The following is a 16,625-nucleotide window of genomic DNA, read 5'->3' as shown; positions in this document are numbered from 1 at the left end:
GGGCGTCTCATGATTTAGTGCAGGAAGAGGGGCAGCGGCTCCAGGAAGATGATATCCTTGCGCTCCGCCGCATCACCCTCGGCCAGAACAGCGGCCTGACCCACGATGGTGCATTTGGTCTGCTCGGCCAGCGCATCCAGCGCCTTCAGCGAACCGCCGGTGGAGATGACATCGTCCACGACCAGCACCCGCTTGCCGTTCATCTTGTCCAGCTCCTTGCGGTCGATGACGAGCTTCTGCTTGCCCGCAGTGGTGATGGACTGGTCCTCGACGACGACCGGCTCCTTCATATAGAGCTTGATGCCCTTGCGTGCGCAGACGTAGGGCTTGCCGCTCTGGCGGCTCATCTCGTGGGCCAGCGGGATGCCCTTGGCCTCGGCGGTGAGCAGGATGTCGAACTCCGGGCACTTCTTCAGCAGCTCGGCGGCAGCGGCCACGGTCAGTTCGGTATCGCCCAGCATGATGAAAGCAGCGATGTCCATGTGGTCATTGACCTTGCAGATGGTCAGTTCACGGGTCAGGCCCGCGACGTTCAGCGTATAGGTTTCAGCCATAACAATTCCCCTTCTCTTTGTAGTTCCGTTTGGTTTTGGCTCAGACGGGCAGTTTTTCGCCGCCCAGCACATGGAAGTGCAGGTGCTTCACGGTCTGGCCGGCGTCCTCACCGACATTGGAGATGACGCGGTAGCCGTTGTCGAGGCCCTGCTCCCTGGCGAGCTTTGCGATGACGGCAAAGATGTGGCCCAGCAGGGCACCATCTTCTTCGGTCAGCGCAGCGGCGGAAACGATGTGCTTTTTGGGCACGACCAGGAAATGCACCTTCGCCTGCGGGTTGATGTCGTAAAAAGCAACGACCTGATCGTCCTCGTACAGCTTTTTCGAGGGGATCTTGCCCTCAGCGATCATGCAAAACAGACAATCTTCCATGGGAATTGCTCCTTTCGGATTTTTTTATTCCTCTGCGCAGCACCCCTTTTCAGGGGCGCTGACGGAGAGGTTATTTTTTCATGTTCAGCCCAGCTGCTTCTCGACGATGCCCTTGACGGCTGCCAGAGCTTCGTCGATCTTGTTCTCGTCCTTCAGACCGGCCATTGCAAAGTCGGGCTTGCCGCCGCCCTTGCCGCCAGCGATGGCGCTGATCTCCTTGACCAGAACGCCCGCCTTCAGGCCCTTTTCCTGTGCCATCTTGTTGACGGTGACGGCCATGGTGATCTTATCCTCGGCCTTGCCGACCAGAACGGCCACCACAGGGTTGACGGCCTTGTCGCGGACGGTATCGCACATGCCGCGCAGGGTGTCGCCGGAGGTGCCGGTGAAGTAAGCGGAAGCGATCTTCACGCCGCCCACTTCCTCTGCGTCGTCGAACAGGCTAGTGACCTTGGAGGCAGCGATCTTCGCCTTCATATCGTCCAGCTCCTTGCTCATGGCCTTGTTCTCGGCCATGACAGCCTCGGCGCGGGCAGGCAGACCGGCCACATTGTTGGCCTTGAGGGCAGCCGCCACAGTGTGCAGCATCGTTTCCTGCTTGTTGGCGCGCAGCAGCAGGTTCTTGCCGGTCACGGCCTCGATGCGGCGGATACCGGCAGCCACAGAGGACTCGCTGACGATCTTGAAGCAGCCGATCTGGGCGGTGTTCCGGACATGGGTGCCGCCGCAGAACTCGGTGGACCAGCCCTCGATATCGACGACGCGCACGACCTTGCCGTACTTCTCGCCGAACAGGGCCATTGCGCCCAGCTTCTTTGCCTCGTCGATGGGCATCTCCTTCACGGTGACATCCATGGCGTCAAAGATGCGGTCGTTGACGATCTTCTCCACGCGGGCCAGCTCGTCTGCGGTGACTGCGCTGAAGTGGGTGAAGTCGAAGTGGGTGATCCCGCCGTCCTGATAGGAACCTGCCTGGTGCACATGGTCGCCCAGCACTTCGCGCAGAGCAGCCTGCAGCAGGTGGGTAGCCGTGTGGTTGCGGCAGACGGCCATGCGGTATTCCTTATCGACCTTGGCGGTCAGATGGTCGCCGACCTTGACGATGCCGCTCTCCAGCACACAGGTGTGGACGTAGTAGCCCTTGGGGGTCTTCTTGACGTCCAGCACACGCAGGGAGCAGTCTGCACTGGTCAGCACACCGTGGTCGGCCACCTGGCCGCCCATCTCGGCGTAGAACGGGGTCTTGTCCAGCACGACCAGAACATCTTCCTTGGCCTGCTCATCGGTAGCGATGGCATCGGTCAGGGTCTCCTCGTCGCTCAGGGCGACCACGACGCCGGTGTCGTTCAGGGTCTCGTAGCCGGTGAAGACGGTCGGCTCCGTGTTCAGGCTGCCGAACAGGTCCTCGCTCCAGCCGGAGATGTTCTTCTTCAGACGCTCGGCGCGGGCGCGCTCCTTCTGCTTCTTCATCTCCGTGTGGAAGCCTTCCTCGTCGATGTCGATGCCCTGCTCCGCTGCGATCTCCTTGGTCAGGTCGAGGGGGAAGCCGAAGGTATCGTTCAGCTTGAAGACGTCCAGACCCTTCAGCAGATGCTCGTGGGCCTTTTCCAGGCCGTCGATCATGTTGTTCAGGATGGTCATGCCGGCGTCGATGGTGCGGGCAAAGTTTGCCTCCTCGGTGCCGATGACCTTCTTGATATAGGCGTCGTGCTCACGCAGTTCGGGGTAAGCAGACTCGCTGGACTGGATGACGGTCTCGACCAGCTCCACCAGGAAGGGGCGGCTGATGCCCAGCATCCGGCCATGGCGGGCGGCACGGCGCAGCAGACGGCGCAGCACGTAGCCGCGGCCCTCGTTGGAGGGCAGGATGCCGTCGGACACCATGAAGGTGCAGCTGCGGATGTGGTCGGTGATGACGCGGATGGAGATGTCGTCCTTTGCATTGGCACCGTAGGTCTTGCCCGCGATGTGCTCCACATGGTGCAGCACACTCTGGACGGTATCGACCTCAAACAGGTTGCCGACGCCCTGCATCACGCAGGCCAGACGCTCCAGGCCCATGCCGGTATCAATGTTGGGCCGTGCCAGGCGCTCGTAGTGGCCCTTGCCGTCGGCATCGAACTGGCTGAATACCAGGTTCCAGATCTCCATATAGCGGTCGCAGTCGCAGCCCACACCGCAGGTCGGCTTGCCGCAGCCGTACTCCGGGCCGCGGTCGAAGTAGATCTCCGAGCAGGGGCCGCACGGGCCGGAGCCATGCTCCCAGAAGTTATCTTCCTTGCCCAGACGGACCATGTGGTCGGGGGCGATGCCCACCTTCTTGGTCCAGATGTCGTAAGCCTCATCGTCCTCTTCGTAGACAGAGATGTGGAGCTTATCCTTGGGGATGGCCATCCACTCGTCGCTGGTCAGGAACTCCCATGCCCAGGGGATGACCTCTTCCTTGAAGTAATCCTGGAAAGAGAAGTTGCCCAGCATCTCGAAGAAGGTGCCGTGGCGGGCGGTGATGCCGACGCGCTCGATATCCGGGGTGCGGATGCACTTCTGGCAGGTGGTCACGCGGTGGCGGGGCGGCTCCTCCTGTGCGAGGAACCACTTCTTCATCGGGGCCATGCCGCTGTTGATGAGCAGCAGGCTGGGGTCATCTTTCGGGACAAGCGGGAAGCTGTCGAGGCGCAGGTGGCCCTTGCCTTCAAAGAAGCTCAGGTACTTTTCGCGCAGTTCGTTCAAACCGGTCCATTGCATAACTGTATCTCTCCTCGTGGTTTTTCCGGCGTCCTCCTCCGGACGCAGTATTTTTATGACAGGCGAAAACAAAAACAGCCTCCGCCCCAACAAAGGGACGAAGGCTGTGTGAAAGCTCCGTGGTACCACCCAAATTGCAGGAGACTCTGCCCCCTGCCGCTTTGTGCGCGGTAACGCTGCGCTGCGTCCGGCTTTTTTCGCCGGAAGCTCCGGGGCGGCTTGAAAAACCCTCTGCCGGAACGCCTTGCAGCCCGAAGCGGGCGTTCTCTCTGGGCGGCATCGTCTGTTTTTCTGACCCCATCGTTGCCATCTGTCATAATCTGTTTTTCCACACAAACGGGCAAATCTCCCCTTTGCGTTCAATTCAGATTATAGCATGGTTGCGGCATTTGTCAAGCCCCTCTCAGGCGCTTTCGCGCCAGCTCTCCCAAAGGGAGAGTCCTTGGCAGGTCGGGCAGGCTGCGCGTTCCCTTACGGCACCCAGATGCGGCGCACTTCCACGATTTTGCCCTCCTGTACTACAAGGGTCGTATTGTACACCGTCCAGTTGTCCGGGTCTGCATTGATTGCAGCCGCCACAGCCTGCGCACCGGTCGTCTCCACCGCGTCGGCCTGCGGGTCAGCGGAGCTGTCTTTCAGCACCACATCGTCTGCCAGACTCAGTTCTGTTTCACCGACTTCATAGTAAACCGGATAGTCATCAAATGTTATGGTACGGTAATACTCCGAACCATCCATTAAAATCAGGTCCAGACCACCCTCCTGTTCGATTCCACCGTTGATCGTTACAGTATGATACGGATCGTTCTTCTCGATGCTGGTCACTTCCACTTCGGCATACTGATTTCCCGTCATATATTCTACGTGGAGCCGAATTTTATCGCCTACTTTCAGCGCATCGATGTCGGCTTTCTCGTAGGCATCATAGCTGTAGATTCGGGCTGTGACGGTTCCGTCCTTGACCTCAGAAGCAATATCCGCCGAAACGAATGTGATCGTGTCCGGTGTTTTCGTTATGTCTTCTATGGTAAAACGGCCGACAGGTTCCACAACGCCTTCTTCCTGCACACGGGACGAAGCGGGCACAGCACTGTTCGAAGCCGCCGGGCTGCTGGCCGTAGAAGCGGACGCCCCGCAGCCTGCCAGCCCTACGCCGACGGCCAGAGCCGCAGCAAGCATCCATACTTTATAATAGAATCTCATACGAACCCCTTCTTTCTGTGCATCCGATGATACACGCTTTTCACAAAAAAAGCAACCCGGAATTTTTCCGTTCCGCTCGCTTGACGGAACGGCCCGGTTCAGCTACAATAAAAACGATTCAAAGACGCATTCTATTTCAAGATAGAGAGGAAAATTTCCGTGAAGATCGTAAAAGTAAAATGTCTTGCCCCCACCCGGCTCGACAATTATCTGATGCAGCAGTTCCCGGCGCTGAATCCGGGCCGCCTGAACAAAGCCCTGCGCGAGAACAAGATCAAGCTGAACGGCAAAAAGCAGCCGCTTTCCACCCGCGTGATGGCAGGCGACGAGATCAAGCTGTTCATTCTGGACGAGGTGCTGGACGCCGACAAGCGGGTGGAAGGCCCGGCCTGGAAGAACGCCCGCGGCCCGGCGCAGGTCATCTACGACTGCCCGCAGATCCTGGTGGTGAACAAGCCCGCCGGTCTGGCCGTGGACGGCCCGGAGGACGACACCCTGCTCAACCGCGCGCTGCTCTACCTCAACCAGCAGGGCGAATATAAGGAGAACGACCTCTACACCCCCGCCCTCTGCCACCGGTTGGATACCGGCACCAGCGGTCTGGTCATCCTCGCAAAGACGCCGGAGGCGGAGCAGCTGTTTCTGGAGGTCATCAAGAACCGCGAGGTCAAAAAGACCTATCTCTGCGTCACCTTCGGCCGCCCCGTGCCGCCGGACGGCACCCTCGGCGGCTACCTGCTCAAGGATGCCGACCGCGGCATCGTCAAGATCGTGGAGGACAAGCAGCCCGGTGCTAAGGATGTGGAGACCCAGTATGAGACCATCGCCGTCTCCGGCCGTCTGGCCCTGCTCAAAGTCCGGCTCATCACCGGCCGCACCCACCAGATCCGCGCCCACATGGCCAGCATCGGCTGCCCCATCCTCGGCGACAGCAAGTACGGCAACAATTCCGCCAACCGCGAACTGAAGCTGAAGTATCAGGCCCTCTGCGCCTGGGAGCTTGCCCTCCCCCGCTTCACCCAGCCCGACTTCGCCGACCTTTCCGGCAAAGTCTTCCGTGCCCCGAAACCGTGGTACTACCAGCAGGTGCTGGATGGGACGCTGAAATAACGCCGATTCATCCGCGAATCTGCGGCAGCGCCGCAAATCAACAAACCCCTGAAAAATCGGAAAGAGATCTTCACGCCGCAGGCGGGAATCTCCCGATTTTCAGGGGTTTGTCTACTTCTTTGGGGTTCCAAGGGGCGAGCAGCCCCTTGGCCGTGCCTCCCGCGCTTCGGAAGTAGCGGGCGCTTTTCTGGTACTCTTTTGGCGCGCAAAAGAGTACATATCACCTTTAGATGCGCACCATCTCGCGGGCGATCTCGCTGATGGAGTGTGCCCCGCACATCTGCATGGTATCGGCCAGCTCCCCGGCGATCTTGTCGATGTAGCACTTGACACCCTCTTCGCCGCCGCCGTAGACCGCCGTGACGAAGGGACGGCAGATGAGCACACCGTCCGCGCCCAGAGCCAGTGCCTTGAAGACGTCCACGCCGGAGCGGATGCCGCCATCGACCAGAACTTTCACGCCGCTGCCCTTGAGGGCATCTGCGATCTCCGGCAGGACTTCTGCCGTCGCCGGGCACTGATCCAGCACACGGCCGCCGTGGTTGGAAACGACGATGGCCGCCGCTCCGGCTTCCTTCGCCTTGAGCGCACCCTTGACGGTCATGACGCCCTTGACGATGAAGGGACGGCCCGCCAGTGCAACGATCTCCTTCAGCTCGGCCACGCTCTTGCTGCCCGCCGGAGGGGTCATGTTCTTCAGGAAAGGCAGACCGGCAGCATCCACATCCATGGCAACGGCAAAGCAGCCGCTGGCCTTGGCCTGGTCCATCTTGGCCTTGACCGTGTCGATGTTCCAGGGCTTGATGGTGGGCACACCGCAGCCGCCTGCCGCGCCGATGGCCTGGGTGGCCATAGTCATGACGTCGGGGTTGGTGCCGTCGCCGGTAAAGGCAGCGATGCCGTTCTCCGCGCAGGCGCGGACCAGCACATCGTTATAGGTCATGTCGGTGTAGGCGTCCGAGTAGTGGAGGTTCACCGCGCCGACCGGGCCTGCGAAGAAGGGCAGGCGGAAGCTCTTGCCGAACAGCTCCACATGGGTGTCGGGGGTGCCATTCTCGCACAGGGTGTCCATGTTGACCCGGATGTCGGCCCACTTATTATAATTGCGGATGGCTGTGTCACCCACGCCCTTGGCACCGGGGCCGGGGATCTGGTTTTTGCAGGCCACGCCGTTGCACACCGGGCAGGCCTTGCAATACTTGCCGATGTTCTGCCGGGCATTGCTCAAAACGTCTGAATAATCCATTGTGATCGTCCTCCTATTTACATCCAATCCCTGCGAAATTTCCCATTTCGCACACTCTCTGCCCTCATCATAGTCCTGTTTGGGGCTTGCGTCAAGAGGATTTATCGGGCAGCGGCATTTCCTTCAGAATTTCTTCTTCGAGCCTGTGTCATTTTTTGATTTTCTGAAATTTTTTCAAAAAAATCCTTGACAAAAGTGCTTCTTTCAGGTATTATAGTGGAGCGCTGAGGGCCACGGCCCGAAACGCTGAAAATCGAAGATGTGGAAAGATGGCTGAGTTGGTCTAAGGCGCACGACTGGAAATCGTGTAACGTGTCAAAAGCGTTCTGGGGTTCGAATCCCCATCTTTCCGCCAAAATGCCCGGAACCGATGGTTCCGGGTTTTTGTTTTATCGGTCAGCGGGCCTGCCCTCTTCGTCCGCTTCGCAGACCGTTCTCCCAAAGGGAGAGCCCTTGGCAGACCGGGCAATTCCCCGCTTTTTACAAAGGCAGCCGGACTCCGCGTTCGCGGGCAGCGGCTGCAAACAATGAGGCAGTTGAATATGCGTGTTGTGATCGCCATGCCGCGGATGAGCACCGACCCGGAGCCGACCGTGGCACAATCCAAATACATGGAAAGTCTGGCCCGCGCCGGAGCCGGGATGCGCTGGGTCGAGCTGAATGACCCCGAACAGGCAGTGCAGGACGCCCTGACCTGCGACGGCCTGCTGCTGCCCGGCGGCGGCGACATGGACCCGAAGTTCTACGGGCAGGCGCGCATCCCCGCCTGCGGCGAGCCGAATCTTCTCCGCGATGCAGCCGAGCCGCTGCTGCTGCGCGCCTTTCTGGCCGCAGACAAACCGGTGCTGGGCATCTGCCGGGGCATCCAGGTCATGAATGCCGTGCTGGGCGGCGACCTGTATCAGGACATCAAGCCCTTCGAACATCTGCCGCACAACGACCACTGGGCCAAAGTCCACACCGTCACCGTCCGCCGGGGCACCCTGCTTTCCCGCATTTTGGGGCAGGACACCGTGCTCGTCAACAGCCAGCACCATCAGGCCGTGGACCGGGTCGCCCCCGGCTTCACCCTCGCCGCGCTGAGCGAGGACGGCATCGTGGAAGCCATCGAAAAGCCGGACGCAAGGTTCTGCCTCGGCGTCCAGTGGCACCCGGAATGGCTCAGCGACGCAGATCCCGCCATGCAGGGTCTGTTCGATGCGTTCGTGAACGCCTGCTCGAAATAAAGGAGGTTTTTCCATGACTGCTCCCAAAAACAACAAGCGGGGCCGTGCCGCCCTCGTGGTGGTTCTCTGCCTGCTGGCGCTCTGCCTGGCGGCGGGCGGCACGGTGTACGGTCTGCTGTCCCGCAAAGTCAAGGCCATCCAGGCCGGGGCGGACTTCGATTTCCGCTACACCGTCACCTCTACGGCTTCCCGGACGCCTGCGCTGTACGGGGTGCTGGAACAGGTCGGGGCCACGCAGGGCACCGTCTCCGGCCAGTATGCACCCGGAAAAATTCAGTTCGCGCTGACCTCCCAGAAGAGCGGTTCCGCCTTCACGCGGGTGTACATCGACGCGAACGAGACGCTGTACGACGCCGGGCAGCTCTACACCTACCTGCGCGGAGAGATCGTGGCTGCGGCCCCGCTGGCCGGGCTGGTGCTGCCCAACTGGTCCATGGGCAGCTACATCTCCCAGACCCAGCTGGCTTCCCTGCTGGGCGTGGAGCTTTCCGCCGTGGAGATGCAGGACATGACGAACCTGACACTGGGGCTTGGAGCCCTGCAAAAGGTCACACCCGCCGGGGCGCTGGACGGCTACACCTACTACCAGCTGCCCGCCGGGGAGACCGACCTCACCTGCATCGTCGGCCTGCCGCTGAAGGAATTGTTCTCCGGCACGACGCCGCTCCACATCCTGCTGACCATCCCCGAACACGAAGTGCGCATCTCGCTCAGCGGCACCGTCACCGCCGCTGAGACTGCCGTGGTGGCCCCCACCTCCCGGATGAGCGACACCGATGTGGACAACTTCGTCCAGCTCCGTCAGGCACTGGAGAAATTTGCAGAAGTGCTTCAAAAAGCCGCCTCTTAAACAGCAAGAGCTGCTGCACCCGCCGTGCAGCAGCTCTTGCTTTCTCTTTTTATCGGTCCAGGATGCGGCCGTCGATGGAGAAGGTCACCACCTGCCAGGGAATGAACTTGCCGCTGTTCTTCAGGGCCGTCACGGCAGCGTGTTCGAGGCCGCCGCAGCAGGGCACCTCCATACGCAGCACCGTCACGCTCCGGATCTCGTTCTGGGAGAGGATGGCCGTCAGCTTCTCGCTGTACTCCACGGCGTCCAGCTTGGGGCATCCGATGAGGGTGATCCTGCCCTGCATGAACTCCTGATGGATGTTCGCATAGGCGTAGGCCGTGCAGTCTGCCGCAATGAGCAGCTTTGCCCCCTTGAAGTAGGGCGCGTTCACGGGCACGAGCTTGATCTGGCAGGGCCACTGGCCCAGCTGAGAGGGCATCGCGGTGCCTGCCGCAGGGGCCGGGGCCGGTTTGCGGTCGAACTGGTGCATCTGGTGGCCGGGGCAGCCGGAGTGTGCCGGGGCAGCAGCGGCAGCGGCCTTTTTCTGCTTGTTCTCCAGCACGGCCTGCTCGTCATACGCCGCAGCCTCGCGCTCCTCAAAGGTGATGGCACCGGTGGGGCAGCCGGGCAGGCAGTCGCCAAAGCCGTCGCAGTAATCGTCCCGCATGAGTTTGGCCTTGCCGTTGACCAGGCCGATGGCCCCTTCGTGGCAGGCCGTGACACACGCACCGCAGCCATTGCACTTTTCCTCGTCTATGTGAATGATTTTTCGAATCATAAGAGAATCCTCCTTGCTTTTTCTGTGCACAGTATACTATAATGACAGCAAAGATTCGGTTGTTGTAACCACAAAGAGGGATTTTTATGGATTATCACTCGATTTTTCTGTTTCAGGGCCTGACCGAGGCCGACATCGACCAGATGGAACGCGGCCGCTGCCTGCGGCGGAAAGCTTTTGCCCGCCGCCAGACCATCTTTCGCACCGGCGACACCGTGCATGAGATCGGCATCGTGCTGCGGGGTGCCGTCCACATCGAGAGCATCGACCTCTGGGGCAGCAAAAGCATCCTCAGCGAGGTGGGCGAGGGGCAGGCCTTTGCCGAGACCTATGCGTTCTGCGGGGAGCCGCTGATGGTGGATGTCCTCGCGGCGGCAGACTGCGAAGTACTGTTTCTGGACACGGCTGCCCTTTCCCGCCCCCACGCCGAACACAGCTGGCAGGACCGCCTGCTGCGGAATCTGCTCCGTGTCTCCATGAAAAAGAACCTTGCCCTCTCCCGCCGCATCCTCTGCACCGCCCCCAAGACCGTGCGGGGGCGGCTGCTGACCTACCTCTCCGGTCAGGCCGTTCAGGCGGGCGGCATGGAGTTCGACCTCCCCTTCAACCGCCAGCAGCTGGCCGACTACCTCAACCTTGACCGCAGCGCCCTCTCCAAGGAGCTGTGCCGGATGCGGGACGAAGGGCTGCTCACCTTCCGCAAGAACCACTTCGTGCTCCGGCAGCTGCCGGAGCTGCTGTGAGTGCCAAACGTACAGAAAAACGCGCAGAGCCGCTTCCCCGCTTCGGGAAGCACGCTCTGCGCGTTTGTGTTATGTTCTGTCTTACTGGCCCATGTCCGCGTGTTCCTGAAGCCACTTGCCGCCTTCGCCCTTGCCGGTCACCTGGCTGTAGGTCACATTCGTCAGCTCTTTGATCATCGCATCTTTTTCTTCTTTGTACTCTTTTTCCGCAGCATCTGCAATGCTCTGGTCGTAACCATTTTCCCGCAGGTATTGGCGCAGCTCCGTGACGATTTCCTTGAACTCCTTGTCGCATTCGCTCTGCAGTTTGGTCAATTCCATCGTCTTCCCCAGCACGATGGAGACCTTCAACGCCAGATTCCGTTCTTCTACGGGGTGCTCCATATATTCACTGTACGCACTGCTCGCGGTCTGATACAGTTTTTTGCTGCTGCGTTTTTGCAGGTTCCGGAGCCGCCGCACATACGCATTGACCTTTGCATCCGTGGTCTCCGTTGTATGCGAGCTGCCAGACGAGGCCGATGTCGAAGACGACGCCGAATGCGAGGACGACGCCGCATGAGACGAAGCGGCCGAATGCGAGGACGATGCCGCGTGGGACGACGCCGCCGAATGTGCAGCGGGCTTCGAAGAAGCGGCGTGGCTCGATGCGGGCTTCGAGGAAGCGGCTGCTTCGGACGAGGACGCACTTGCGTCCCCGCTCTCTGCGCTGCTGTCCGCTTCCTCCGAGGATGCGTCCGGCTCCTCTTCCGGCTGCGGCTCCGGCTCACTGGTGGAGTCTGCGGCACTGGCCGCACTGGAGGACACCGGCGCTTCTGCCTGCGCTTCCGAACTGCTGGCCGCAGCGCTGGCCACAGTCTCGTCGGTGGAGTCTGCGTTTGCGATGTGCAGTGCGAGCGGCACCGCTGCAATAAGAAGCAGCGCAACGGCTGCGATCAACTGTTTTGTGTGTTTCTGCATCTTCTATCAGACGCTCCCTTCCCCTGAAATTTCCCGCAGGAAGCTGCAAAGTGTCTCAAGCATACCATTTTGCACCCCGGAACACAACCCCTAAATCGTGAAATTTCTGTTTGATTTTCGTTTTGGGCCGGTCTGCGAGGGTTCCCGGACGCAGCGTTCAAAGGCTCTGCCGCCAAAGTGCAACCAAAAAGAACCGCCGTCTGCTCAAACGAATCCAAAAGCAGACGGCGGTTTTCAAACGAGAAGAGAGAAGGACAGTTTTCAGGGGGTCAACGGGCCAGCAGGATGGCTGCGGTCACTTCTTTTGCGTCCGTGCTCAGGTCAAAGTCGCCGCCGTCCTGCAGGGCGAAGCGGATCTCGTACACCTTCTGCGCGCGGAGACGGCCGGAGGCATTTTCCAGCGACCAGCTGCCCGTAAAGGCGTGATACTGCCCATCGGTGCCCTTGGCGTAGAGCTTGTAGTCGGAGGCCTTGCCGGTCAGGCCGTTGACCCGGATGGCGGCAATGGTCTGGGGGTGGAGGTTATCAAAGGTGACGGTGTGCAGCCAGGTCGCCGGGGTGCCCTGCCCGCCTGCTGCGGCAAATTCTGCCGCCGAAACGACGGTGCGGCGGGTCTTATCCAGGTCCACCTTGCGGTAGGGCATCTCCGGCAGATAGACGAAGCGGTCCTGCAAACGGAGCAGCTCCTTGTAGCCGGTGGGGCAGTACAGCTTGTTGCCGTCCCGCCCGGCATACATGCCGATGGCCATGTTGTTGTAGCCGTACAGCGACGCGACGTCCACGGTGAGCGCGGTCCTGCCCGTCTCAAAATCCAGCACGATGTACTGCCACATGCCGCTGTCCACATCCTGCACGAAGCCGTAAATATAACCGGTGGCCGTGGAGAGCTTCATCATGGAGGTGTCGCTGAGGTCGTCGCGGCACCAGACGCTCTTCATGGTCCAGCCGTCGTCGGTCCGGATGGTATCCACCCGCTCGATGCCGGGCATGATCATGCTGTTGCCCTTCATCAGCCAGTTGCGGTCGTAGATGTTCTCGTAGCTCTGGATGGAGGAATCGTTGTCGGGTTTGGCGAGGTTCGGGCTGCCGGCGCCGAACCAGTTGCAGACGATGGTGCTGATGGTGCCGGTGCCGTGGTCGTAGACGATGGCGGAGTTTTCCACCGAGACTGGCATATTGGCGGGCAGCTCGTCGATGACGGGCAGACTGGCCACGATGGCACCGGTGTGGATATCCAGCGCCAGCAGGCTCACGGTGTCCAGATTGTCGGTGAAGAAGACCAGGTCCCGGCTGAGGGAGGGCGAGCAGCCGCTGCCCCAGGCCAGACCGCCGCCGGTGGTGGCGTCGCCCTCATGGCTGTCCTTGGCACCCACGCTGTTGTAGCCGGTGTGCCAGACGACCTCCACGCCGTTGTTGGCCCGCAGCAGGTAGCAGGCCAGGTTCGTCAGGATGACCGCGCCTTCCTTGCAGGCGGCAATGCCGTTTTCGGCACCTTCCCCGGCGATGGGCGCATAGACGTGGACTTCGTGGTCGAGGTCGGCCGTGCCGCCCGCCAGGATGGCCTCAATGGCGGCATGGGAGACATAGCCCATCGCGCCCTGCTGGCCCCGGCTGGGGTAGATGCGGAAACCGCCTGTCACGAACCAGAGGTTGCCCTCGTAGTCAAAGACGACGGAAAGGAGCTTCTGGTCCAGCGTTCTGCCCAGCACCTTTTCGGCTGCGGCCTTGATGTCAATGTCCAGCACCTTTTCGAACACCGGCAGCGGGGTGCCGTTCTCGTCGGCGGCGCGGAGCATCAGGACGTGGTTGTGGCTGGTTGGGCAGACGATGAGGTTCCGCCCGTCCACGAACGAATAAGAGCTCTGGATGACATACCCGCCGCCGTCGTGCTTGGTGGGCGAGAAGAAGCCCCGCGTGGTCACCTCTTCCGCATCCAGGTCCCGGATGGCGAGGCCGCCCAGGAACGGGCTGATGGGGTTGTCGAAATTGTCAAAGAAGATGGCCGGAGAGGCATTGGGGTTGACCTTTTCCATCGCTACATTGACTTCCGGGCAGATGCCGATGGGCAGCACGGCATCTGTGGAGTCGGTGTTGTAGCAGTCGTGGTGGATGTTGGACTCGCTGAAGCCCATAAAGGGGTTGGCATCCACGACCTTGGCGGTCAGAGGCTTGGGCGGAAGAGCGGTCTCCGCCTTGCTGCCCAGCAGCCCGGTCAACAGGCTGTTGGTCTCCTCCGCATGGGCGGCAGGTGCAAGGCCGCAGGCCAGCAGGGTGAATGCAGATGCGCTGAGAAAGCTGCGTCGTGTCATTTTCATCGTGTCGATCCTCCAATTTTCCATTGATGCGTTGTCGATTCGTTATAAATTCAGGAGCACATTGGCTCGGAAGACGTTGTTCTTCGTTTCTACGGTCAAATCGCCGTTGTACTTGTGGACGGCGGTCTCGATGGAGACCAGCCCGATGCCAATCCCCTCGTGCTTGGTGGAGTGCAGGATGCCGCTCTGCTTTTTCAGCACACCGTCGTAGCGGTTCTCCACCACGATGCCCAGCATGGCAGGGCTGAGCATCCGGACCATCACCCGGATCTGCCGCTGGTCCGGCGTCAGCTTCCGGCTGGCATCGAGCGCATTTTCCAGCAGGTTGCCCAGGATCATGCACAGGTCGGCTTCCGGCATGGGCAGCAGAACGGGCAGCTCCAGCTTCCATTCGATGGGCACCCCCTTCTGCCGGGCCTCGTGGTCGTAGTGGCCCGCCAGCGCATCCACTGCGGGGTTGGCGCACAGGGTGGGGCGGGCCTCGCTGAGCTCGCTCTCGTACTGGCTGAGGTAGTGTTTCAGCTCGTCCAGCTGCCCGGCCTCGGTCAGGCCGGAGATGACGTGCAGGTGCTGGCGGAAATCATGCCGCAGGCTGCGGGTCTGCTCCATATATTCCCGCAGCTCCATATAACGGCGGGATTCCACGCCCAGCAGCTGGTTTTCCCGGTCCAGCTGGGTGTTCCGAGTGTACTCCTGCGCCACCCGGTACATCTCGTACAGCAGCAGGAAGATGCCCAGCAGTGAGATGGACACCGCCAGCACTGCAATGATCATGATCCGGTTGAGCAGGACGACCGACGGGTCCAGCGGGATGCAGAAAATGAGGAAGGCCGCATAGATGGCCGGCAGCGGCCACGCCGACTGCCAGAACGCTTCGCCGTGATATTCCTGCAAGAGCCATGCGCTCCACCGGACGGCTGTGAAATGGAAGAGGACGCTCAGCACCGCCGAGAGCCCCAGCGCCAGCAGCGCTGTGGAGACCAGATTGGCCTCCTGCTGGTTTCCGGTCTCGGCGCGGGCGTTCAGCACCACGGCCAGCAGCGAACAGACCGCCAGCATGACAGCGGAGATCGAGAACAGGAAGGCCGTCTGGCCGACGGTCACTCCCTCTGTCCGCCATCGCAGCAGCCGGAACGAGACGATGAGGATGGGGAGCAGGAAAACGTTGCTGGGCAGTTCAGAGATCGTGCACAGCGCTGCACACCCAAGGCACAGCGCCGTGAGGGCACCGCCCGCGATCCAGCAGGTCGTTTTTGGGGCCTTCAGGTGGTCCCGCAGCGGGGCCAGGCAGAGATAGGCCCCCGGATACAACAATGCAAATTCGAGAAAGTAGCGTCCGAACAACACAGCATCCACGGCGTTTTTCTCCTCTCAGAACTCCCGCTGCATGTGGCGGAATTGATATTGTGTGAATTGTGCAAACAGGCTGTTTTTATCCTTCAGGCGGACGGGCAGCCGGGCACCGTCCAGCATCTCGATGCAGTCGCCCTCGAACCGCAGCACCTTGTCCATGTTCAGCAGCAGGCCCCGGTTGCAGACAAGAAAGTTCTCCTGCGTCTTCAGCTGCTGCTCCACCTGTGCAAAGGTGGCAGCGGCCCGGCACTCGCCATCGTCGGTCACGATCCGGACGAAGTGGTTCTGGGATTCCGCATACAGGATCTTATTCAGCGGCAGCTGCACGGTCTGGCGGGCGATGCGCACCTCCAGCTCCGGCTCCTGGCGGCAGAGCACCCGCCGCAGTTCGGCGGTCAGCTGCCGGATCTTTTCCTCTTTATACGGCTTGAGCAGATAATCGAACGGATGCACCGGAAAGGCTTCCCACACGTATTCCGGCGACGAGGTCACAAAGACGATGAGGAGATGCGGGTCTTTTTCCCGCAGCTGCCGGGCCGTCCCGATGCCGTTCGTGCCCTCCATGCAGATATCCAGGAACACCACGGCATACGGCCCGGCGGCGGCTCTGTGCAAAAATGCGTCGCCGCTCTCGTACAGGTCGCAGACGACAGGATCTCCCCACGCCTGCCGCAGCAGCCGCTCCAGCCGCTGGGCTTCAAACTTCTGGTCTTCAACGATCGCGATCCGCAGCTCCATCGCTACGCTCCCCCCTTGCAACTTGATTGTACCACATTTTTCCGCCCCCTGCACCTGCCTTTCACGCGCGAAACACCCCCTTTCACGCAGAATTGCCCCATCTGCGCCGCCAAAGCGTATCGAAAAGCACCGAATCCGTCTGGTCTGCCCGGTTCCTGCCGCCTTCTCCATAATCTGTATTTTTTCATTCCTTTTTTCACATTTTTTCAAAAAAGGATTGACAGCGCGAAACCGGCATGATAAGATAACATTCGATTTTGAGAGACAAAGCATGTCGGAGTCTTTTCAAAGCAATTTACCTGGGACCGCCCATCGGGGCTAAGGCCATACGGACAGCCGGGTCCACTGCCGACCGGCGGCATCGCCGCCATTATTGATCGAGTTAAGAGCTCGAATTTTATAAGTTGGTTCCTTTACAGCCATGAAATTGCGCACCCGCTGCGCAGACT

14 protein-coding genes and 1 tRNA gene are annotated in these 16,625 nt (G+C 60.7%); 5 read left to right on the top strand and 10 right to left on the bottom strand.

Features of this window, described 5'->3' with window-relative positions:
• Positions 1–14 precede the first annotated feature (14 nt).
• The 4 genes from I5P96_RS04880 to I5P96_RS04865 all read right to left on the bottom strand — a co-directional run bounded on the left by I5P96_RS04880 (position 15) and on the right by I5P96_RS04865 (position 4,875).
• Complete coding sequence (locus I5P96_RS04880) at positions 15–554, bottom strand: phosphoribosyltransferase family protein (protein WP_097793201.1); 540 nt, start codon at positions 552–554, stop codon at positions 15–17.
• Between the two features lie 40 nt (positions 555–594).
• Positions 595–927 (bottom strand): histidine triad nucleotide-binding protein, encoded by a 333-nt coding sequence (locus I5P96_RS04875; protein WP_097793200.1) that lies wholly within the window; start codon positions 925–927, stop codon positions 595–597.
• An 84-nt stretch (positions 928–1,011) separates the two neighbouring features.
• A complete protein-coding gene (alaS, locus tag I5P96_RS04870) occupies positions 1,012–3,672 on the bottom strand; it encodes an alanine--tRNA ligase (protein WP_223383431.1) in 2,661 nt (886 codons plus the stop codon).
• Positions 3,673–4,143: 471 nt separating this feature from the next.
• Entirely contained in the window at positions 4,144–4,875 is a 732-nt protein-coding gene (locus tag I5P96_RS04865; RefSeq protein ID WP_223383430.1) for a hypothetical protein, read from the bottom strand.
• Between the two features lie 159 nt (positions 4,876–5,034).
• Here I5P96_RS04865 and I5P96_RS04860 point away from each other — a divergent pair, with 159 nt between their 5' ends.
• Positions 5,035–5,985 (top strand): RluA family pseudouridine synthase, encoded by a 951-nt coding sequence (locus I5P96_RS04860; protein ID WP_097793198.1) that lies wholly within the window; start codon positions 5,035–5,037, stop codon positions 5,983–5,985.
• A 226-nt stretch (positions 5,986–6,211) separates the two neighbouring features.
• On the opposite strand, the gene I5P96_RS04855 is transcribed toward I5P96_RS04860, so the two are convergent.
• Entirely contained in the window at positions 6,212–7,231 is a 1,020-nt protein-coding gene (locus tag I5P96_RS04855; protein WP_223383429.1) for an alpha-hydroxy-acid oxidizing protein, read from the bottom strand.
• Positions 7,232–7,494: 263 nt separating this feature from the next.
• On the opposite strand from I5P96_RS04855, the gene I5P96_RS04850 reads away from it, so the two are divergent.
• From I5P96_RS04850 to I5P96_RS04840, 3 genes are all read left to right on the top strand, one after another.
• Positions 7,495–7,586: transfer RNA gene (locus I5P96_RS04850), tRNA-Ser, on the top strand.
• A 187-nt stretch (positions 7,587–7,773) separates the two neighbouring features.
• The gene (locus I5P96_RS04845; RefSeq protein WP_223383428.1) at positions 7,774–8,457 is read left to right on the top strand and encodes a gamma-glutamyl-gamma-aminobutyrate hydrolase family protein; all 684 of its coding nucleotides are present in this window, start codon (positions 7,774–7,776) and stop codon (positions 8,455–8,457) included.
• A 13-nt stretch (positions 8,458–8,470) separates the two neighbouring features.
• A complete protein-coding gene (locus I5P96_RS04840; protein ID WP_223383427.1) occupies positions 8,471–9,307 on the top strand; it encodes a hypothetical protein in 837 nt (278 codons plus the stop codon).
• 49 nt (positions 9,308–9,356) lie between these two features.
• On the opposite strand, the gene I5P96_RS04835 is transcribed toward I5P96_RS04840, so the two are convergent.
• Positions 9,357–10,067: an ATP-binding protein gene (locus I5P96_RS04835; RefSeq protein ID WP_223383426.1), complete on the bottom strand. Its 711-nt coding sequence runs from the start codon at positions 10,065–10,067 to the stop codon at positions 9,357–9,359.
• 86 nt (positions 10,068–10,153) lie between these two features.
• Here I5P96_RS04835 and I5P96_RS04830 point away from each other — a divergent pair, with 86 nt between their 5' ends.
• Positions 10,154–10,810, top strand: coding sequence for a Crp/Fnr family transcriptional regulator (locus I5P96_RS04830; protein ID WP_223383425.1), 657 nt, complete (start codon positions 10,154–10,156; stop codon positions 10,808–10,810).
• Between the two features lie 81 nt (positions 10,811–10,891).
• On the opposite strand, the gene I5P96_RS04825 is transcribed toward I5P96_RS04830, so the two are convergent.
• From I5P96_RS04825 to I5P96_RS04810, 4 genes are all read right to left on the bottom strand, one after another.
• Positions 10,892–11,770: a hypothetical protein gene (locus I5P96_RS04825; RefSeq protein WP_223383424.1), complete on the bottom strand. Its 879-nt coding sequence runs from the start codon at positions 11,768–11,770 to the stop codon at positions 10,892–10,894.
• 269 nt (positions 11,771–12,039) lie between these two features.
• Positions 12,040–14,085: a hypothetical protein gene (locus tag I5P96_RS04820; RefSeq protein WP_223383423.1), complete on the bottom strand. Its 2,046-nt coding sequence runs from the start codon at positions 14,083–14,085 to the stop codon at positions 12,040–12,042.
• Between the two features lie 42 nt (positions 14,086–14,127).
• Positions 14,128–15,441: a sensor histidine kinase gene (locus I5P96_RS04815; RefSeq protein ID WP_223383422.1), complete on the bottom strand. Its 1,314-nt coding sequence runs from the start codon at positions 15,439–15,441 to the stop codon at positions 14,128–14,130.
• A gap of 15 nt (positions 15,442–15,456) precedes the next feature.
• A complete protein-coding gene (locus I5P96_RS04810; RefSeq protein ID WP_223383421.1) occupies positions 15,457–16,176 on the bottom strand; it encodes a LytR/AlgR family response regulator transcription factor in 720 nt (239 codons plus the stop codon).
• Between the last annotated feature and the right edge of the window lie 449 nt (positions 16,177–16,625).

The organism is Faecalibacterium prausnitzii (genome assembly GCF_019967995.1).
GTDB lineage: Bacteria > Bacillota > Clostridia > Oscillospirales > Ruminococcaceae > Faecalibacterium > Faecalibacterium prausnitzii_E.
This window is presented reverse-complemented; position numbering and strand designations above follow the sequence as displayed.